A 20,978-nucleotide genomic window follows, 5' to 3' on the forward strand; every position below is an offset into this window, starting at 1 on the left:
CTTCTCCGTTCAATGTGTACAGTGAAAGTGTTTATTTCGCGAGTAAGCGCGCTAAATCGCCACTCTGTTCAAGCCGATACAAGTCTGTGAAACCGCCCACATGAAAATCACCGATGAAAATTTGCGGAACGGTACGCAATCCCGTGCGCTCAATCATGGTGTTAAATTCTTGTGGCACTTGGTCAATCAAGATCTTGTTCACTTGCACGCCTTGACGTTCCAATAGCGCCTCGGCGCGTTCGCAATAAGGGCAAGTGGTGGTGCCGTACATACTGATCATACTGATGTTGGACATGATGTTCACCTTTCAATGTGGTGCGAGTTGATTGTTGATTGTTCTTGGTTTGTCGCTCCTGCGCAGGCAGGAGCCGAGTGTCTTTCTTTGCTTCAAACCGCTATGTGTACGCCGCTAGGCTCCTGCTCGCGCAGGAGCGACTATCTTTTTCTACTCACCACAATGCTCATCGTGGCGATTGAAATGGGTGGGTCCGGCGATTACAGATCCTTCGGTGCCTTGTTTTTGATCTCTGGCCAAGTTTTGCTTGCTTTGACGATATTGCCTGGCACGTCTTCTAACCATTTCTTTTGAATGTCTTTGTTGACGTTTAAGTACAGTTTGTTATCGACCACGCGCCATGCTTGTGGATCACCATCGAGTTTCTTTTCCAAGGCCACGCCCATGGCGCAGAAGCCGCCGAATTGCGGTGCATACATGGCAGGGTTGGCTTTGAACTTGTCGAGATTTTCTTTGGAGGCGAAACGATATGTCGCGCCTTCAAAGCTGTGCGTGTACATCGCTTTGCCCAGTGTTGGCTTTTTCACTGTGAAGTACGCGACGGGATCATAGCCATGCAAGCCAACACCTTCTGTATCAACATTGACGGCTGCAGTGGAATTTTGATCTTGTGCGTGAACAGACATCGGCACATAAGCGGCCATGCCGAGGCTGCCGATAACGAGAGAAGTGAGGATGCCGCGACGTAAAGTAGATGCAATCATGATAGACCTTTCAAAATGTAAAAAGAGTTACTGCTGAAAATTCAGATTAGGGGATTGAATTAGTTCAAGCTGACTTTAGGGAAGTCGATTTCAACGCGGCTAGCCTTGCCCAAGATGTTGGTCAAATAATTCAGGCCGACGTGTGTGATGATTTCGACGATATCGCTCTCGCTGAAGCCAGCGTTACGCGCCTCGATCAATTCCGCAGTCGCGATTTCACCTTTGTGCTCAGAGATCGAACGTGCCAATTTCACCGCGATCGCTGCTTTCGCATCTTGGCTACCACCAGCGCGGTTAGCGTTGATCTCGTCGTTACTCAGACCCGCTTTTTTGCCGAGTGCGGTGTGGGCGGAGACGCAGTATTCGCAAGAGTTTTGCTGCGCCACTGCGAGGGCGATACGTTCGCGTGTCAAAGCATCGAGCGTGCCTTCGTGGGCGATGCTGTAGAAACCTAAGAAAGAACGCAAAGCTGCTGGTGAGTTTGCGAAGATTTTCAAAAAGTTAGGAACGACGCCAAGTTGCGCTTGGATGGCATTGAACAATTCCAATTGTTCTGTCGTTGCTGTTTCGTTGGTAATAACTGGGATGCGGCTCATACGATTTCCTTTTTCAATGATATTGGGTGTCATGTTTCGTTCTGCTTCGTCCAATCTGGCCTTCCTGTTGTGGAATTTCACAAGTACTGAACGAATGGGTGCATTGTGACTATCTTCGATTGAAAAAAGAATCCTCAAGAATTACAATTAATTATTGCGTATGACGCAATAATGCGGTGGTTTTTGGGGGAGAATCAGGGATAACGGTGGAGGAAAGTGGAGTAAGGGGGAGTCGGAGTGGGCTGCATGCTGCCGATTCGGGCCTTGAGGGGGAGCAAAGTGGATTCAGGCGTTGAAAGGCAAGGTTTGAGCCTCAGTAATCTCAGAAAGCCGGAAGTCATCCCTGCGCAGGCAGGGATCCAGTGTCGTTTTGATCTACTTTTCTCTCCAGTCGCAGCAGCCACGTCCTGACTTGAGACGTACAAGTGCAGCTTCACCAAAAGAATGTATGAACAAACAGGAGCAAGCATGGATCGATTTCATCAATTAGCGGTATATGTCGCCGTCGCTGAGGAAGAAAGTTTCGCCGCGGGCGCAAGACGCATAGGCTTGTCGGCACCAGCCGTGACACGTGCTGTCGCCAGTTTGGAGCAAGCGCTAGGCGTGACCTTACTGAACCGCACTACCCGCTATGTACGACCGACCGATGCCGGCCAGCGCTATTTGGAAGACGCGCGTCAAATTCTCAATCGATTGCAAGAAGCCGATGAGAGTGCGGCTGGGATTAACGCGACACCGCGTGGCCACCTGAGCATTACCGCGCCGGTGCTGTTCGGGAAGATCTTCGTGATGCCGCATGTGGTCGAATACATGCAACGCTATGCCGATGTCGAAATCTCAGCGCTGTTTCTCGACCGCGTTGTGAATATGATGGAGGAAGGTGTCGATGTTGGCGTGCGCATTGGCGCCTTGCCCGATTCAAGTATGCGCGCCGTGCGTGTCGGTCAAGTGCGGCGCGTCTTATGTGCTTCGCCAGCCTATTTGGAGAAACACGGTATCCCACAAACGCCAGAAGATTTACAACGCCATCAAATCATTGCCGCCAGTGGCGTCACGCCATCGGTGGAATGGAAGTTTGGCGATGGCGATCAAGCGACCACGGTGCGCATCAAACCCCGCATGACCGTCACTACCAACGACGGCGCCATCGAAGCCGTGCGCCACGGCGCTGGCATCACGCGTTTGATGTCCTACCAAGTCGCCCATGCCCTGCAAAGCGGTGATCTGAAGACCGTGCTCAGCGAATACGAATCGACACCGTTACCGATCCACATCGTACACCGCCAAGGCCGCACCGGTTCCGCCAAAATTCGCAGCTTCGTGGATTTTATGGCAGAGGCACTGCGTTCACATAGTGCCTTGGGGTGAGATTCTTATGTAGGTTGGCGCTGAGCAAAGCGAAGCCCAACGTCTCAAAAGTTGAAATCAATACGCAAAAAAGATGTTGGGCTTCATTGCATTCAGCGCCAAGCTACGGAGTAGCGGCCGTTGTAAAGACTACCTCGACCCGTACTATCCCAAGGTGGCGGTGAAAAAACTGACTAACCTGATTGCAGCAAGCTCTTTGTTTCGAAACAATCAAAACAAACGAAGACGTAAATTAATCCACAATCAGCTAGATTGTAGTCGTCGCCAATAGAGTCGAGCTGACCATAAAAGGACATCTTTTCGCCGCACGAACAAAGAGGTGTCTCGTCATCTTGTAATCATTGCGGTTCACCTCTCAGACGATGCCGCTTGCCGATATGAGGATCGGCCCATTCGAACTTAGAAGCCTCCTTAGCTTCATCAGACTCAGGTTTTGGAATCAACGGAATTTCAGGGATTTTCTGTAGGTTGGCGCTGAGCAAAGCGAAGCCCAACGTTTCGATGGTCGCAGCCAATCCGCAAAAACATGTTGGGCTTCATTGCATTCAGCGCCAACCTACGGGATAGCGACATAAGACTTAGCAGAACTTTTGTAGAATCTCATGCGCCAATACATCGAGCTCTTCAGCTTGTTCAGCAACGTTCGCTTGCATCGATAAACGTTGCAGGTCTGGAGTGAAAATAGCGATCAGTTCAGGGGACTCGGCGACGATCCAGCGCAAGACCCCATACTTCCAGATCAGATCATCCGATTCTAGGACCCGCCTAATATGAGGCTCTAAGGGACTACCAATTCCAGCTAGCAGAGCTTGTAAGGCGCGTGCGACGGGCCAATTCATGTCCTGCATCCACTCCATGAGCTCAGGTAGGATAGGAGCAACCGCGGGATAGCCAGCTGCCACTGCCGCTTCGGCTCTCTCGAGGTCGAGTTTGTCGCGTGGAATGAGTTCGATATTTTTCATCAGCTGGGTTCTTTGCGAAATCAGTTAACAGATGCGCTGCATTCGGTCGCGTTATCCATGCAAACAAAATTCAGCTATTTCTTGTACCCGCGCCCGCGTAATTCCATGTAACTGTTCGATCGCGAGTGGATGCGTGCTTGGCTCTATGGTGATGATCGGGCGCTCTCCGATAGGCATTGTTTGTACGCTGGTCTTGAGATTTAAAGTTGATGGCGTATAAGTCGGAAGCGAACTTTGTAACCAGCCAAAATAGGCCGGCTCGGTTTCTCGACCTGGCGTGTCCCAAAGCTCTGAGCAGCGCAAAAAATTACTTTCACTCAGCGAGATCCAAGCGAGCCACACAAATGGTTCGGGACTATCGAGGACGGGAAGCGCTATGCGGCCAAGCACAAAGTAGTATTGATCATCAATGATGCACTGGTCCGTTGAAATCTCAGCACGCGTCGCACGTTCTTCTTCCGACATGGCGAGCCACATCGCTGGTGCACTTGCCCCGAAACATCGTGGCATTTCATCGTGGTACTCACCGCAGGATTTGCAATGGAAGCCGTTCATAGCTAGATTCTAATTGAGAAAAAGGAATAAATACGGATACAGTTCGACCGTACTCTATTTCGCCGCTTGTACCATGTCAATGATCTTCTGCGCCTTCTCAAAATGGTCAAGCTGATGCGTTTGTATCCACCACGTCGCGGCTTCCATCAGTAACTCAGGATCGTCATTTTTGTTCGCGAAAAAGGCATAAAACGAGACGCCGACTTGTGCACCTTTTTGGGCAATCTTTTTTTCGCAAACGGCGATGATTTTGTCTCTTAAAGCTGGGCGCATATAGTTAGGTGATAATTTTGGTGATAGTGATGGACTGTGATCGAGGTGCGATTTTCTGATGAATTTATAAACGCATGCCAAGCCAAATCACGGTTTCGGTTGAGGCGGCGACAATGGGGCCCAATAGGCGCGACCAAAATCCGTCGGCTTTGCAATGTCGGGCTGAGTGGTCATGGTGTAGTTGTTCCTCTTCAATGATGATCTTAATCGCGTTGATGGCACTGGTATCGATTACATTTCCACTGCTGAGAGCTGTGATTTGTTGCTGTAAATGACGCAGGACCACGCTCTCGATCGCCACGGTGGTGGCAGAAATTGCCGAGGTACCGAACAGACTGGTCAATAGTCCCAACGTATAGCCGCCGATGCCGCACACATGATAGCTGCGACACTTTGCTTGGCCGCGCCGTTGAAGTTCTGCATCAAACACTGCGCGATGAGCTCTTTCATGCGAACGAAACTCGATCAATTCCTCTACCAGACCTGGTGCGGTCAAGCGGGCAAGGAAGATTTGCGCTGTGTAGATGCAAATCGCCCCGTGTTCCCCCGCATGATTGACCTTCATGATGCGGTCACCTAAAGCAGTCTTGCCCTGTGACTGGTGTTGATCGTTGTGAATCATCGGTGCCTGCATGGTTGATTGATGCTTGATATAAGCTTGGCTTAATGGAGTAAGTTGAGGCTTCAGCATGAAGCGAGTTGCGCATCGATCTTTGTCTGCATTCTCTCAAATACGGCCAGTGCCAGTTGATGTAGATGGCCCTTTTCTTCGAAATCCAGAGGTGGCAATGATTCGTCACCATTGTAAGCACCCCACAATGCGCCCGCCATGGTACTGATGGTATCTGTGTCGCCACCAAGCTTGATGGCGCATTCAATCATTTCCATAAATGGGGCGTCGCGAAAGCGTAATGCGAGATAAAGCGCGGTGAGGCAGGAATCGACTGCGGTAATGCCATTGCCTAATTGCCTGCGGATATCAGGTGCCTTAACCTCGCCTTGCTTGACGAGTAAAGTTCGTGCCGCCTCTAGTTTTTTAACGAATGCTTGTGCACCGCTTTCACGACAGAAGGATAGCGTGTTTGCCAGGATCTCTTCGAGGTTGCGTCGATGCAGCATATCTTGCGTGGCAAGGGAGATGATTGTGGCGCCAGCAATGGCTAAAGGATGTGCATGGGTGACGACCGCGCTTCGTTCGGTTGCTTGTATCAGTTGTACACGGTCCTGTGGATAGAACAAGGCTAAGACCGGTGCCCGCATAGCGGCACCATTGCCAAACGAGCCCTGAGGATGGATGGCTCTCGAAGCGGATTGCCATGCTTGGCCCTTGCGAATACGCTTGAGAAGCTTCGCTGCACTTGGACCGTAGCCGCGTGTCCAGTGGTAACTCAGCGCAAAACGTTGTGCTAGATCCTCCTGATCGATACCTTGTAGATCAAGAAGTGATTCCAGCAGATTGATCGACATCTGTGTGTCATCGGTCCAGCGTGGAAGACCTTGCTTGGTCTTACCCAAGCACCACCATAATGCACGCTCCAGTGGTCCGCCTTCATAGGGTGCTCCGAGCACATCACCCAATGCGAGACCTTGTACACATCCGAGGTACTGTTCGCGTAGGATCTGATGATGGCGTTCGATGGGTTCTCGTTGTGTCACTCATTTGCTCCACTATTTTTCCAATGCCTAGTTTGTACCAAACCGATCATCAGAGCATTGTTTTCTTGATGGAAGACTATTCTATCCTGATCCGCAACTCAGTTTTACCGCCCGCTCGATTGCCCGCATAGTCATACGCAAAAATACGAATCGTGTAGTCGCCTGGAGCTAGTGCTTTGATATTCCACAGTCGTGATTTGGCTTGGCCGAGATAGAAGTCGTGGGTGGTGTTGTAAAGGAAACGAGTGACGGCGTTGCCATGCACTGTGATGCCGCTCTTTTCAGCGTAGAGCAGTTTCACTGCTTCGTCATCGGCAGGGAGTTGATCGAAGCGTAGGGTCATCAAAGGCTTTTCGAAACCGATGATAGGATTGCCATCGGCACTTAAGATTTGATAACCGAGTTTGTAGAGGCCTAGACGTCGGCGCTCCGCATTGCCATCGAATTGGTCATAGGCGTCGACGATGATATTTAGTTCTTCTAAATCACGTGAAACTAGAATCGGCTCTTGGTAGCGTTCGATAACTTTTCTGACTTCATTGCGCTTGTTTTTTGCATTGTTCTTGCCAGCGCCCTTGCCACTGTTCTGGCCCTTATCTTTGCTCTCTGCCTTGCTAATGATCTCCGCGCGCTGTAAGCCCAGACGTTTGCCATAGCGGTCGGCGACATAGATCTTTTCGATTTGTGGTGCGATGCTATCTTTGACACCGATGAAGCCTAGCTCTAATGGATTCCGCACCAAGCCTTGTGGCGCATAATTCAGATGGACATGGTTCATTTGATTGATGCTGCCGAGAACTTCACCTGCTAGAAAACGCGTGCCACGACGAATACGAATCTGCGCCAGCTTGCCCGTTTCATCACGCACAAATTGAAACTTGCTTGGATCGAAATTGCGATCACGGCTATCACGTCCCACTTTCATATGAATGTACGACAGACTGTGAATACGAAATCCTTCGTTAATACTGGTGGTGCCGAAGTTGCTGGCGGGCGAGGCGATTTTCTCATTCATGATCGCGACGACTTTCTCACCTTGATTGGCTTGAATATCAAGGCCTCGGTGGAAGTGGTCGCGGCTCTCACCATCATAGTTGCCGCGCACTTCACCAAAGGTACCAACTATTTCATGCGCCTCATTCTGTGGCAAGACCGGCCACAACATATGATCTGAGGGTAAAGCTACTTTCTCGGTGATGACCGTGGCTGGCAGTTGGCGGAAGTGTTTGGTGTGCAGATTTTTTGCCTGCATCAATTTGACTTGGCGTGCTTGGCTGTCGGCAAACATCAATTGTCCGTCGGGGCCAATTGCGATGCCGCTCGGTGACAGTATCCGCGTCGTCGTATCGTCACCAGGAATAATGTCGATGTCGACACCACTGAAACCGCGTAATTCGCCTTGTGGGGTCAGTTGCAGAATACGTCCATGACTTTGCTCGCCGACATAGACGAAGTCATCATGCGTAATGGCGAGTGAAAGTGGGCGTCGCATCAGGGCTTCACGGTCTTCCCGATCGGACATCGCCATTGTTGAGACCTGACCTTGCGGTGAAATTTTACGCAGGGCGTGATTGCGCAAATCGGCGACGATGATCTCACCTTGATGATTAACGACCACGCTGGTTGGTGTATCGAACCAAGCTTCGCTACCGATTCCGTCGCGATAGCCAGTGCGTCCGCCACCAGCGATGGTCGAGACCATGCCGTCTTTGCTAATACGGCGAATGGCATCGTTGTAGGTGTCGGCGACGATGATGTCACCGTTCTTACTCACAAATAAGCCAATCGGTCCGTTAAATTGCGCTTGCGCGGCTGGACCATCACGAAACCCCGCTTGGCCATTGCCAGCGATGGTTGTGACTGCGCCTTTGGCTGAGACACGACGTATCGCATGGTTGCCAGTGTCGGCCACAATTAAGTCGCCGGCAGCATCGAGCGCTAAGGCCGATGGCGTGTGGAAGCGCGCGAGTTGAGGATCTTGGCTGTCTTGAAAGCCTTCCGTTGAACCCGCAAGTTGGATGACATTTCCGGCGCCGTCGATCTTCAAGATGCGATTGTGTTCACCGGCATCGGCGAGATAAATATTTTGCGCGGCGTCGATGGCGATCCCATAGGGATCACTTAATTCGTCCGTTATTTGTGTGCCATCGGGTCTGGTGCCAAGGACAAATGCTGACAAAAAATGCGTGGTCTCGGCTTCCCACAAGGTGGTAGGTGTGGCTTGTTCTATTTTTTTGAGATGTAAAGCATTGCTGAGACGGTTCTTTAAGGAGAGTTTGGTTTCGGCTTCTTGGTTCTGATTGAACCACCAAGCGGCACCCGCGCCGAGGCTAGCGATGAGGCCGGTGCTGAGGGCGATGACTGCGATGTTTCTTTTCATTGATTGGATGATTCGATAATTCGGTGATTCGGTATGGAATAGCTAGTGTTTGATGTGATGATAGCGCTTGATCGTCATTGCTCATCATTGCTCAATATTTGAAGCTCGATGCCGCTGCCACATTTGACGCAGCGCATCCGCAAAATGTTCCGCGAAGCGTTCGGCATCACCGACCGGAGCGCGCATGATCTGTTCACGTAGGTGGGCTCGAAGTGATGCGAGCTTGTCGACATTCTGGGCCCAGTCGACGGCTAATCGAACGTAGTCATCTTCGTTTTGCGCGACCCAATCGCTTAAGCCAGCATTGACCAATAAGCCTTGTCCTTGGCGCGCTAAGAAGTGCTGACCCGTAAGGCTAATGACTGGTACGCCCATCCATAAACTCTCCATGGTGGTGGTGCCACCAGTGTAGGGGAAAGGATCAAGGCAGATATCGACATCGTGGAAAGCGCGGAAGTAATCTTCACGCGAAGATAGGCCTGCGAATACGATACGGTCAGCGCCGATCCCATGCGCAGCAAAGCGTGCAAGGGTATCTTCTTGTGCAAGGGCTTCCACGAGTGGCGGCGATTTCAATAAGAGTCGGCTGTGTGGTACAGCCGCGAGTACACGGCTCCATAAAGCCACTACGGCCTCATTCATTTTGGCGATGTGATTGAAGCAGGCGAATTGTAGGTAGCCCTTATTCAATGCCGGCAGCGGATTGACCTCGACCTTGCTTCGCGGTGCGGAAAAACACAGGCGCGTCTCGGGTAGGCGCCAGATTTTCTCAGTAAAGAATGGCTCTTGATCCGCTGGTAGGCTGATCGGGTCGGCCATCAAATAATCGATACTCGATAGGCCAGTGGTCGCGAAGTAGCCCAGCCAACTCACCTGCACCGGTGCGCATTTGCGTGAAAATAAGCCGAGACGGTTGTAGGCGTTGTGGCCCGCCAGATCAATCAAGATATCGATCTGATTTTGCAGTACCAAGTCTTCAAGTTGTGCTGGCTGAAGATGTGCGACAGGATGCCATGCATGGCAGCGTTGTTGGAAATGCCGTGCTAAGTCATCAAGCTGCGCGTGATCTGGATTGCTATGCGCATCGTAGGTCGAAAATGCAATCAGCTCTAAGTCGGGGTGAAAGTCGCGTAAAGCACTCACCACGCTTTCGAGAAAATAGCCGACCGGATGGTTGCGTAGATCACCAGAAACAAAACCGATCCGCAAGCGCCGAGGCTTCGAAAATTCCTCCATCTTCTCGATGTGGTTCGTCTCCATTCGTGCCGGAAAAGCTTGCGCCAATGTCAGGCCAAATTGTCGAGCCTCTTCAAACAAAATCTGGGGCGGATACTCGGGCCGATAATTGAGTGCAAACAAAAGGCCGTGGTAGGCATCCCAATTTTGGGGCTCTAACTGCAAGGCTTGGCGATATTGAGGCTCTGCCTCCTTCACTCGTCCAATATCGCGGAGGGCATTGGCTAAGGCCACATGGGTATCCGCGAGTTGCGGTGCTAATGCCAGCGCGTGACGTAGACTTTGAATGGCTTCTAGGAAGCGATTCTTCTTCTGCAGGCACAAGGCCAAGTTTCGATGGACTTGAGCGTAGTTCGGCACTTTTACCAAGACAGAGCGATAAATTTCAATCGCCGCCTCATAGGCATGTTGTTGATCCAAAACCGCACCGAGCGCCACCGCTGCATCGATGAAATCTGGTTGCAGAGTCAGCGCCTGTCGATAGGCCGCTTCGGCTTGTTTGAGTTGCGCTAGTTGAAAATGGGCATTGCCGCGATTGAAATGCGCGGCAGCGTAGTGGGGATCGAGGCGCGCAGCCTCTTCATAAAAACGGAGCGCTGCAACGGCGTCGCCATGCAATAAACGAAGATTGCCGAGGTTGAGGTGAGCGCGTGGAAACCAAGGCGCTAGTTCGGCAGCGGCTTGATATTGTGCCAGTGCCCGCTCGAGTTGACCTTGCTCCTCGCATTGATTGCCGGTGTCGATCAATTGATTTGCCTGTGCTTGGATCTGTCCTCTTGTTTGCGCTGGCGTTTCGGCTCGCTGACTTATTGGGTTTGTAGAATCCGAAGACGGTGCCGCAGAAGATGCAGAAGCAGCCACATCGGTCGGTCCTGTGGCTGATTTACTGAACAATGATTTAAGGCTGTTCCACATAAGCACGGGTCGGATGGTTCGCAGGTAATGGTCAAGCGGAACGCAAGCAGAGTGTTGCGACCGAGGCGCATTGTAGCTTGTCTGGTGCGGACTGCGGTGTTAGTGTCAACCACTGCTTATTACTTAGTGCTTAATGGTGTGAATCGCTCGCTCGTTTGGCGTCAATCGCACGATCGTTTGCTCGCCACACAAAAATATGCTTTTTATATCAAAAATAAATATATTAAGCGGAACTTTGCTGGCATAATTTTGCTCAAAGCGAGTCGAAGTCCGAGCTAGGCTAGCGTTTTTCGCCGATGCTGTCGGACGGCAAAGCTGCTTCAGATTTCACTTATCAATCACACCGAATTCAAAAAGGACGTCTTATGAATCGTTCGTCACGCAATATTCCTGCAAGACTATTACCGCTCAAGCCGCTTGCTTTAGCCTTGAGTTTATTAGCCGCCGCGCCTTTGATTGCGCAAGAATCACAGCCATCGGCAGAAACTCAAAAAAATGCAAGCACCAAGGCGGTGCCGACCTTCTACAACGGTCAAGCGCAGGTCGTGCCCGGTTTTCAAGACAAGAGCAAATGGATCAAGCAAGAATTGTGGGTGGAAACCGAATTTGATAGCGATGGCGATGGAAAACGTGATCGTATGCATGTTGACGTGACCCGACCACAACAGACAGCTACCGAGGGTTTGAAAGTCGCCGTTGTGTACGCCTCTTCGCCGTATTACGCGGGCACTATGAAGAATCAAAAAATGTGGGATGTGCAGCACGAACTCGGTAGTCCACCGCCACCGCGCCCAGTCAACCAGCAAGCGACTTTCGTTCCAGTGCGCCCCGAAATTTCACGCGATGAAATCGATACGTGGGTGCCACGCGGTTTTGCGGTGGTGCACTCAGAGGCGCCGGGCACTGGCTTGTCGGAAGGATGTCCGACCGTAGGTGGTGCGCCAGAAGAATTGGCGCCCAAAGCCGTGATTGATTGGTTGAACGGCCGCGCCAAAGGCTACACCAGCCGCGATGGCAATGAAGAAGTCAAAGCAGATTGGAGCACCGGCAAAGTCGGTATGACCGGCACTTCTTACAATGGCACGATTCCTTTAGCTGCGGCAACCACTGGCGTGGCTGGTTTGGAAGCCATCATCCCGATTGCACCGAATACCTCTTACTATCACTACTATCGTAGCAATGGTTTGATCCGTCACCCCGGTGGCTATTTGGGCGAAGATGTCGATCAGCTTTATGATTTCGTGTACAGCGGTGCCCCTGAAAAACGCGATTACTGTAACAAGACCATCCGTGATGGCAAATTCATGGCGGGCTTTGATCGTCTGCAAGGCGACTACAATGACTTCTGGGCCGAACGCGATTTGCTGACCAAGATTAAAGCAGTTAAAGCAGCCACCTTGTTAGCGCATGGACAGCATGATTGGAATGTGATGCCCGAACATTCGATTCGCATCTATGAAGCGCTGAAGAAGCAAGGCACGCCAACACAATTATTCTTGCATCATGGTGGTCACGGCGGCCCTCCGCCGATGGAGATGCGCAATCGTTGGTTCTCGCACTACTTGTATGGTATTGATAATGGTGTTGAGAAAGATGCGCGCGCCATGATTATGCGCGAAGGTGTTGAGCGTGGTTCTGCGCCGACGCCGTATTTAGATTTCCCAAATCCTGAAGCGAGTATGGTTAGTCTCAATTTGGGTGCAGGCGGGAACAGTATCGGTGCTCTTGGTACCAAGCTCCCTGCCAACAAAACCAAGGCAATTGAAAAATTGATCGATGATGTGCAATTCTCGGGTGGTAGTTTGGCTAGTTCTGAGCAATCGACGAATCGTTTGCTGTACGCGACGCCAGAGTTGAAAGAGGCCCTGCACATGTCTGGTACGCCGGTGATCAAGTTGCGCGTGGCGGCAAATAAAGCTGCGGCAAACTTGTCGGTGTGGTTGGTGACCTTGCCGTTTGATCCTAAGAATGTCGGCTCTGCTGGTCAAATGGGTGTGGTATCACGCGCTTGGGCTGATCCGCAAAATGCAGAGTCTCTGACGCGTGGTGGCAACTATGATTCGAAGAAACCAGGACGCCCACTCAAGTCTGGTCAATTTGTGGACTTGCGATTTGATTTGCAGCCCGGTGATCGCATCATTCCTGCCGGCAAGCGTTTGGCTTTGATGGTGTTCTCGAGTGATCGCGACTTCACCTTGTGGCCGAAAGCGGGCACGGAGTTGCAACTCGACCTGAGCCAAAGCCAACTACAATTCCCGGTCGTGGGCGGTGCTGAGGCATGGAAGTCGGCGCTTGAGTAAGATGAAAACAGGGCTTGGCAATTCGGGCTGAGCCAGCTGTTTGAGCAATGCCATCAGTTAGGGCTGTATCTTAAGTTTCGATTTTAGCTTGTATTCAAGGGCGCATTCATCAACATGAATGCGCCCTTTTTCTTTAGGACACCTGATCGCTGCAGTTGAGCGTGTTTTGTGCGAATTTGATCCCTGATTACACCGAATTGATCCCATCAGCCTCGTCAATTTGATAAGCTACTGGCATTCTACGACCTCACAGGTAAGCAGCACTCTTCATGGACTTTTCAGATTCATACCAAGCCTCCCGCTCGATGATTGATCGAGGCGATGACGCAGGTCGCGTGCTCACGCCGTGGTGGAAGATTGTGCCTGTGGTCTGCGTCATTTGGATGGTGTTTGTAGTGTTGGCGGGTGTCGCCAATTTCTTCGACCTGCGCATGCTGGGCATGAACGCCAGTATCTCGGGCCAGGTCTATTTGTTCTTGGCGCTGTTATCGACCAAGGTCATGCTGAGCTGTTATTTGGCAGTGTATTTCGAACGCCATCAAGACGAAGCTTTGCGTGCTCGCAATCTATTTCGTATTTTCTTCTATCTGATGTTCGTGTTCTTGCCATTGAGTTTTTGCGGCGAGGGTGTGTTTATTGTGGCACGGCGTGGTGAAGCTCCCATTTCGTGGAGTTCCGTGGTGGAAGTGATTTCACCTCTAGCCTTGTGGATGGACATGGTCTTGGTCAATTTTGCTTACTCAATGCAATTGGCCTATTCGTTTTGGCGCAAGAATCAAAGACGCTTTTTAGAAGCGCAGGTCGCGCGTCAGCACTACTTGCAGTTACGCATGCAGCAACTGCAAGGCAAACTGGAACCCTATTTTTTATTGAGCTCGCTCGAAGATATCACTGATCTCGTGATCAGCGCCGAGCCGCAATTAGCGACTAAAGCCTTAGCGCGTTTATCGGAATTGTTGCGTCATGTGCTTGATTCAACCGATGACGATTGGCGCAGCGTCGAAGACGAGCTACAAGTCTTGCAGGATTATCTGGCACTCCAGAATTTGCGTTTTGGTGATCGTTTGCGCATTGAGTGGCGCGGTCGTGAGCGGACATGGTCATCGATTGCCTGCCCACCCATGTTGTTTCTGCCCTTGCTCGATGCGGCAGTGCGTGCTTGTGCGGAGCGTCTGCAAACGGAGTCGCAAGAGATCATCGTGCAATGTGAACGTGATGGCGGCAATTTTATTTTGACCATCACCTTATCGACTTTCCTCGCTTCATTTGGTCAGATCACGCCCGCTTTGGTGGAAGTCAATGAACGGGTCCGTCTGGCATTTGGCAATGCAGCTTATTGCGATGAACGTGTGATTCTTGGACCAGCAGGACGTCAATTGGCGCTAGTTTTATCGTTTCCAGCACGGGAGCGCGAAGATGACTAGCATCGTTACGCGGCAAGGACTGCAGCGCATTGAACCGATCACGGAAGCGAGTTTAATGGGCTACTCCTTCCTGATTTGGATGTTTGTGGCGGTGACCCATGCCATCGCTGGTGCGCTTGATAGTGGGAGCGTACATTTCGGTCAAACTCAATCGGTCTTGGTGCTTGAGTATTGTTTGATATTCTTGCCTTTGTCGCTGTTAAGTTGCGTCTTGGCGTGGCTGTATTGGAACCATTCTGAGCGCCTGCTGCATGCGGCGTGGTTGGCGGTGGTCGCCGTCTTATCGTGCGCGATCTCCTTGCCAGTGCTGACTTTGAATAAGATGGTCGTTACGGCTTTATTTGACCAAGGGCATCTCCCCAATTTTGGCATGGAGTGGGAGAACGTGTCCCCATTCACTTTATGGGTCGATTTCTGTTTAGTGCTACTCGCCTTTTGTATGCAAGCCGGGTTTGCCGCATGGCGACGGTCCCTTGTACGTGAGCAAGAGATACAGTTGTCACGTAATTTGGGAATGGAGCTCAAACTTCATTTATTGCAGGGCCAGTTGAAACCGCATTTTCTATTCAATTCGCTCAATAGTATTTCTGCTTTGGTGCGTGGTCACGATCGCCGCGTGGCAGGTAAAGCCATGTATCAATTGCAGGACTTGTTGCGCTACGTCGTGCATTCGGGAAAGCATGAATGGGTAACGGTGGCAGAGGAATTGCAGTTTGTGCGCGACTATCTGGATATGCAGACCTTGCGTTTCGGTGATCGCTTGCAAATTGAGTTTGAGGTATCAGGACAAGATTGGTTGCGCGTACCTTGTCCGCCACTGTTGTTCCAACCACTCGTTGAAAATGCGATTCACCATGGTGTGGAAAATCATCAGCAAGCGAGCGTGTTAGAGATTAGTTTATTCGAGCGACTTGGTTTGGTGCATTTTCGAATCTGCAATACCAAGCACGCCAATCAAAAGCGCAAGCCGGGGCATGGTTTGGGCTTGAGTAGCACACGCGAACGTTTGGAAATTCTGTTCGGTTCACAAGCTCAAGTGATTGTGAAGGATTCTGAAGAGCGGTTTTTGGCCGAGATCGTATTCCCAGACATGACCCAAGTTTGATATAAGTTCACATTCAGTTCAGTCGAAGATAAAGACTGGTTTGAGCGACGTTTAAATCACCCCAAAAGCTAAGTGAAGACTATGAATCAAAAAGCCAATTACAAAGTGTTGATTGTGGATGATGAACTCCCTGCGCTGACGAATATGCAGTACGTTTTAGCCAATCATCCGCAGTGGCAATTGGTGGCAAGCTGTCATTCGACGGCGCAAGCGCGTGCCATACTCAATACTGAAACGGTGGATTTGCTGTTGCTCGATATTGAGATGCCAACCCAATCGGGCATCGATTTTGCGCGTGAATTGTGTCGCACACCGAATCCACCGTTAATCGTCTTCATCACCGCCTATAACAAACATGCGGTGACCGCCTTTGAGGTATTTGCTCTCGATTATCTACTCAAACCTTACGATGATGAGCGCTTTGCGGCGATGTTGGCGCGCGCCGAAAATAGCTTGCAGTTGAAGCAGCAGTTGGCCCAAGGCGGCGCTTTGCAAGACTTTTTGCGCGAGCACGATGCCGAACAAACCGGGGCGGAGAAGCCTTTGTTGACGCATGTGATTGTGCGCTCGATGGGCCGGATTGAACGTATCGATGTCAGAGAAATCGTGTGGCTGAGTACCGCTGCCAACTACATCGAAATTCATTTACACAATCGCGTTGTGCTCCATCGCACCACTTTATCTTCGATGGAAGAGCGCTTAGACCCCGAGCAGTTTATCCGCGTGCATCGCACGGCCATTGTCTGTTTGAGCTCGATCCGTAGTCTCGAAATTGGCGCAGACGGCATTTATTTTGCCAAGCTGATCAATGGGGACGAAGCCCGCATTAGTGAGAGTTATCTGAAAGCGGTGAAAGCACGCTTTGCCGGCTAAGTGCGTGTGAAAGGCATTTCTCAATGCATTGAATGTTTGCCTTCGTCCACTCGAAATTGGCTTTCATCCCAAGCGATTTTGAGATATCACATGCTTGCGCGGTTTAATCCCAAAATACTGGATCGCCTGAATCGCCAATGCAATAGTTCGACTCGTTTTCCTAGGTCGCTCCCACGCTTCTCTGTTGCAAGGGAACAGGGCGGGACGCCACGGGAATGGACATTACGAGGAGACATTCATGTACAAAAAAGCGCGTCAGGGCAAGATTCAGCGTCAATCTTTTCAGTTGCACGAAGGCCAAAAGGCGAATCTGGGAAAACTTGGTGAGACGCGAAGCAAAGCTCAGCCAGCCACCCTCATGCTGGTGTTGCAGAAAAGTTTGGATAAAGGGCTTTCATCGCAAAAGGCAGCGCTTTGAATTTGAGCTTCGTGAGCGACCAGCGCCGTTGAATTAAACATTGTCGAACGAAAACGAAGCCGATTTGGGTTGAAATTTGGATGCTAGAGTGACTAAGCCATGAGTCCACTGTGCAACTTGATGGACATCAAAATTGTTTCCAAAATAAAACTTTTTTGGTGTAAACGCGACACTTTCGTAACGTTCATCCCCTGCTGAAAGTAATTCATCCCTGAAACATGGAGTAAGATGCGGGTCGCATGCGAATGTTCTGCTGCGGAATTGTGTATGCGTGCACAAAAATTGGGGAATGTAAGACTGAGCCCGGTAAGCTCAACTTTCATGAATTGCAATTTGGTCAGTTAGGTGCATTTCCGCTTGGGTACAAAAAAAATAGAGGCAGGTCTGTTGTTTTGGTCTCAATAACTAATGGTGACACACACCACTTTACAATCTGTTAAAAGAGTAAGGATAACTATGTTGAACAAGAAATACGCATTTAAGCGCACGATTGTCGCTAATGCTTTGATGATGGCTTTCGGCGCCGCAGTGGTTGCTGTTGGTACACCATCTGAAGTGTACGCGCAGTCCAACGCAGGTGGTTCTATTTTCGGTCGCGCCACTCCAGGTTCTACCGTTCAAGTTGCGAACAGCGACAACGGTATCAAACGTACTATTACTGTTGATGCTTCTGGTCGTTTCCAAGTCACTTCGTTGCCAATCGGTAGCTATAAAGTGGAATTGGTTAAGGGCGGTAAAGTAGAGCAAACAACGAACGTTGAAGTCTCTTTGGGCCAAGGTAGTGAAGCAGTATTCTCCGAAGCTTCTGGCGCAACCCAAGTGGTTCAAGTTTCTGGCGCACGCAAAGCGATCGACGTTTCTACAACTAACAACGGCGCAAACTTCAGCGCACGTCAATTGGACAAATTGCCAGTTGGCCGTAGTATCGAAGCGATTGTTCAATTGGCTCCGAACACAACTCGTGGTGATAGCCGCTTCGTAGGTAACGGCGCTTCCATCGGTGGTGGTGCAGTCACAGAGAACTCTTACTACGTCAACGGTTTCCCAATGACTAACCCATTGACAGGCTTCGGCTCTGCACAGTTGCCATTCGGCGCGATCGCAGAAGCTCAGGTTCTGACAGGTGGTTTCGGTGCGGAATTCGGTCGTTCTATCGGTGGTGTGATGAACGTTATCACTAAATCTGGTAAGAACACATGGGAAGCTGGCGTAATGACAAGCTGGTCCCCAAATTCTTTGCGTAATAAATCACGCGACATCCTGTACCCAATGACAGGCCGTACATACAACGCGGCAACAGATGGAACAGTGTATATCCGTCGTCAAGACAACACGGTTGAGACCAAAATGGTTGGCGGCTATGTTGGCGGTCCATTGGTTGAAGACAAATTGTTCATGTTCTTGTCTGCAGAACAGACAAAGACAACGCAAGGTTTCGTGAACGGTTTGCGTACTGGTACAACCAATGCAAAAGATGGTTGGAACGATACACGTGCAACAACCAACCGTTACATGGCGAAGTTTGACTGGAATATCACTGACGAACACCGTTTGGAATTCATGTCCATTGGCGATTCTCCAGTGTTGAACATCAAACGTTCTGGCTATGACTATGCAACAACATCCCGCGTTGGTACAGTCACTTCCGAACAAACTAACCGCAACATCAACGATAACGGTAACCAATTGAATGGTTTGAAATACGTTGGTGAAATCACTCAAAACTTGACAGCAACAGCCTTGATCGGCCGCGCTGAATCCAAGCATGAGCAAAATTTGGTTGGTTACAATCCAACAGCAATGGGCGTTGTAGCTGATGCAGCAAACCGTGTACCAGGCTTGAGCTATAACAACCCACAATCTTTCGGCGCTAACGTTGCAGCACCAGGCTCCAAAGATACAGTCAACGTGATGCGTTTGGACTTGGAATACAAGTTGGGCGAGCACACAATCCGTGGTGGTTACGATAAATCCAAAACAGATTCTTTGGGTGGCTCTACAACTCCAGGTGGCGGTACATGGACTTATTTGAAAACAGATAATCCAAACATCCCAATTCCAGTAACAGGCGGCACAATCCCTGCAACGAAAACTGGCGGTGGCTACGGTACACAAGGTTACTACGTGCAGAAGGCTTACTACTCTGACGTAACTGAATCCCACGGCGAACAAGCTGCGTTCTACTTGGAAGACAAATACCAAGTAACGAAGAACATCTTGGTTGTCGCTGGTATGCGTTACGAAAACTTCTCCAACAAAAACAAATTGGGCGAGAAGTTCTTGGATCAACCTGGCCAAGTTAACCCACGTTTGTCCGCATCTTGGGACGTTAACGGTGACTCCAGCTTGAAAGTATTCGGTACTTTGGGCCGTTACTCTGTACCAATTCCAACAAACATTGGTTTGCGTGCAGCTGGTGCAACTCTGAACACAACTCAGTTCTACACATACACAGGTACTGATGCAAATGGTCAACCACAAGGTTTGACTCAATTGACAGCGCCGATTTCCGCTAACAACGAATACGGTCAACCAAAAGACGCTCGTTCTTTCGCTGTTAAGGATATGAAGCCAACCTTCCAAGATGAAATCACAATCGGTTTCGAGAAGGCATTGACACCTGAGTACAACATGGGCTCACGTTTCACATATCGTACATTGAAGTCTACAATTGACGATTTGTGCGATCACCGTCCATTCGACAAGTGGGCAACACGTAACAACGTAGCGATTACTAATCCAAACTTTGGTGCTGACTGCTACTTGTTCAACCCAGGTATCGCTAACACCTTCATCCAAGACGTGAATGGTAAGGGTGATTATCGTGAAGTGCATTTGACAGCCGCTGACTTGGGCTTCGACAAACCAAAACGTACTTACACAGCAATCGATACATTCTTCGAGCATCCATTCCGTAACAACTGGTACGGTAAAGTGAACTACACATGGTCTCGCAACTACGGTAATACAGAAGGTCAAGTTCGTTCCGATAACGCACAGGCTGACGTTTCTGTAACTGCAGTTTGGGATTATCCAGAAGTGATGCGTGGTGCAGAAGGCTTGTTGCCAAATGATCGTACACACCAAATCAAAGCCTTCGGTTACTACCAAGTCTTGCCTGAATTGGCAATCGGCGGTAACTTGTTGTTGGCAACTGGTCGTCCACGTTCATGCTTAGGCCGTGATCCAGCACCTGGCGATTCTCCAAACTACAACAACCAAGCATTCTTCTGCTTCGGTGAAACTAGTGCGCAGAACGTTTTGGTACCACGTGCATCCTTGGGCCGTTTGCCAATGGACAAGCGTTTGGACTTGAACTTCACATACACACCTGCTGCATTGAAAGGTTTTGCATTCAAGTTGGATATCTTCAACATCACGAATACACAAACTGCTCAAAACGTAGTAGAAGCGTATAACAACGGTACACGTATGTCTTCCCAGTACGAACGCGTGATCAGCTACACAGCACCACGTTCTGCTCGCTTGACAGCTGAATACAACCGTAAGTTCTAATCTCAGTTTGCAGCAGTGCTTAACGGTACTCAGCAATAATCAGAAATTGAGTGAACTATCAGTTGGATAGGTAGTACAAGTATTAAAAGTAGTAAAAAAAGGACGATCTTCGGATCGTCCTTTTTGCTTTTAGAGGCCTCGAAAAACGCCCAAGCTGGCACGAGTAAAGCTTGCTTTATTGGCTAATACAGCAAGCAACTTAAAAATCCCTTTGCGCGACCACAAACAGTGACCAGTTTTACCTCAGTTTGTTTGTCTTTCCCCTGCGAATAGTGGATACTTGCACTACTACAACGAAATGGCATTTCTTAACTTTAGAATTTGCGTCTTTCCCTGTGTCGGTAGTGTGACCTTAGAAACTCTAGCCTCGTCAAACCCCATCAAGAAACCCTTGGCGAAGCA

General features: G+C 50.0%; 17 protein-coding genes. 7 read left to right on the forward strand and 10 right to left on the reverse strand.

Going from position 1 to position 20,978, the window contains the following annotated elements:
• Positions 1 to 31: 31 nt before the first annotated feature.
• The 3 genes from grxC to RF679_RS00990 all read right to left on the reverse strand — a co-directional run bounded on the left by grxC (position 32) and on the right by RF679_RS00990 (position 1,628).
• Entirely contained in the window at positions 32 to 286 is a 255-nt protein-coding gene (gene grxC, locus RF679_RS00980; RefSeq protein WP_309484057.1) for a glutaredoxin 3, read from the reverse strand.
• Positions 287 to 495: 209 nt separating this feature from the next.
• A complete protein-coding gene (locus RF679_RS00985) occupies positions 496 to 999 on the reverse strand; it encodes a YHS domain-containing (seleno)protein (RefSeq protein ID WP_309482361.1) in 504 nt (167 codons plus the stop codon).
• Between the two features lie 59 nt (positions 1,000 to 1,058).
• A complete protein-coding gene (locus RF679_RS00990; protein WP_309482362.1) occupies positions 1,059 to 1,628 on the reverse strand; it encodes a carboxymuconolactone decarboxylase family protein in 570 nt (189 codons plus the stop codon).
• Between the two features lie 435 nt (positions 1,629 to 2,063).
• Here RF679_RS00990 and RF679_RS00995 point away from each other — a divergent pair, with 435 nt between their 5' ends.
• Entirely contained in the window at positions 2,064 to 2,963 is a 900-nt protein-coding gene (locus RF679_RS00995; protein ID WP_309482363.1) for a LysR family transcriptional regulator, read from the forward strand.
• A gap of 578 nt (positions 2,964 to 3,541) precedes the next feature.
• On the opposite strand, the gene RF679_RS01000 is transcribed toward RF679_RS00995, so the two are convergent.
• From RF679_RS01000 to RF679_RS01030, 7 genes are all read right to left on the reverse strand, one after another.
• On the reverse strand, positions 3,542 to 3,925 hold the full coding sequence (locus RF679_RS01000) for a DUF5071 domain-containing protein (protein ID WP_309482364.1): 384 nt from the start codon (positions 3,923 to 3,925) through the stop codon (positions 3,542 to 3,544).
• A 51-nt stretch (positions 3,926 to 3,976) separates the two neighbouring features.
• Positions 3,977 to 4,480: a DUF2199 domain-containing protein gene (locus tag RF679_RS01005; RefSeq protein ID WP_309482365.1), complete on the reverse strand. Its 504-nt coding sequence runs from the start codon at positions 4,478 to 4,480 to the stop codon at positions 3,977 to 3,979.
• A gap of 54 nt (positions 4,481 to 4,534) precedes the next feature.
• The gene (locus RF679_RS01010; RefSeq protein ID WP_309482366.1) at positions 4,535 to 4,753 is read right to left on the reverse strand and encodes a DUF6500 family protein; all 219 of its coding nucleotides are present in this window, start codon (positions 4,751 to 4,753) and stop codon (positions 4,535 to 4,537) included.
• Between the two features lie 64 nt (positions 4,754 to 4,817).
• The gene (locus RF679_RS01015; protein ID WP_309482367.1) at positions 4,818 to 5,444 is read right to left on the reverse strand and encodes a demethoxyubiquinone hydroxylase family protein; all 627 of its coding nucleotides are present in this window, start codon (positions 5,442 to 5,444) and stop codon (positions 4,818 to 4,820) included.
• Positions 5,438 to 6,409, reverse strand: coding sequence for an ADP-ribosylglycohydrolase family protein (locus tag RF679_RS01020; protein ID WP_309482368.1), 972 nt, complete (start codon positions 6,407 to 6,409; stop codon positions 5,438 to 5,440). Before RF679_RS01020 ends, RF679_RS01015 begins: the two co-directional genes overlap by 7 nt.
• A 76-nt stretch (positions 6,410 to 6,485) precedes the next feature.
• Positions 6,486 to 8,789, reverse strand: coding sequence for an NHL repeat-containing protein (locus RF679_RS01025; RefSeq protein WP_309482369.1), 2,304 nt, complete (start codon positions 8,787 to 8,789; stop codon positions 6,486 to 6,488).
• Positions 8,790 to 8,873: 84 nt separating this feature from the next.
• Positions 8,874 to 10,940, reverse strand: a complete 2,067-nt coding sequence (locus RF679_RS01030; protein ID WP_309482370.1) for an O-linked N-acetylglucosamine transferase, SPINDLY family protein — start codon at positions 10,938 to 10,940, stop codon at positions 8,874 to 8,876.
• Between the two features lie 365 nt (positions 10,941 to 11,305).
• On the opposite strand from RF679_RS01030, the gene RF679_RS01035 reads away from it, so the two are divergent.
• From RF679_RS01035 to RF679_RS01060, 6 genes are all read left to right on the forward strand, one after another.
• Positions 11,306 to 13,240, forward strand: coding sequence for a Xaa-Pro dipeptidyl-peptidase (locus RF679_RS01035; protein ID WP_309482371.1), 1,935 nt, complete (start codon positions 11,306 to 11,308; stop codon positions 13,238 to 13,240).
• A gap of 269 nt (positions 13,241 to 13,509) precedes the next feature.
• Positions 13,510 to 14,664, forward strand: coding sequence for a sensor histidine kinase (locus tag RF679_RS01040; protein ID WP_309482372.1), 1,155 nt, complete (start codon positions 13,510 to 13,512; stop codon positions 14,662 to 14,664).
• Positions 14,657 to 15,769: a sensor histidine kinase gene (locus RF679_RS01045; protein ID WP_309482373.1), complete on the forward strand. Its 1,113-nt coding sequence runs from the start codon at positions 14,657 to 14,659 to the stop codon at positions 15,767 to 15,769. The genes RF679_RS01040 and RF679_RS01045 overlap by 8 nt, the downstream gene beginning before the upstream one ends.
• 81 nt (positions 15,770 to 15,850) lie before the next feature.
• Positions 15,851 to 16,642: a LytR/AlgR family response regulator transcription factor gene (locus tag RF679_RS01050; protein ID WP_309482374.1), complete on the forward strand. Its 792-nt coding sequence runs from the start codon at positions 15,851 to 15,853 to the stop codon at positions 16,640 to 16,642.
• Positions 16,643 to 16,880: 238 nt separating this feature from the next.
• Entirely contained in the window at positions 16,881 to 17,060 is a 180-nt protein-coding gene (locus tag RF679_RS01055) for a hypothetical protein (RefSeq protein ID WP_309482375.1), read from the forward strand.
• Between the two features lie 456 nt (positions 17,061 to 17,516).
• Positions 17,517 to 20,576 carry a TonB-dependent receptor gene (locus tag RF679_RS01060; RefSeq protein ID WP_309482376.1) on the forward strand — a complete coding sequence of 1,020 codons (3,060 nt, stop codon included), beginning with the start codon at positions 17,517 to 17,519 and terminating at the stop codon, positions 20,574 to 20,576.
• The last annotated feature ends 402 nt before the right edge of the window (positions 20,577 to 20,978 follow it).

This window comes from Undibacterium cyanobacteriorum (genome assembly GCF_031326225.1).
Classification (GTDB): domain Bacteria; phylum Pseudomonadota; class Gammaproteobacteria; order Burkholderiales; family Burkholderiaceae_D; genus Undibacterium; species Undibacterium cyanobacteriorum.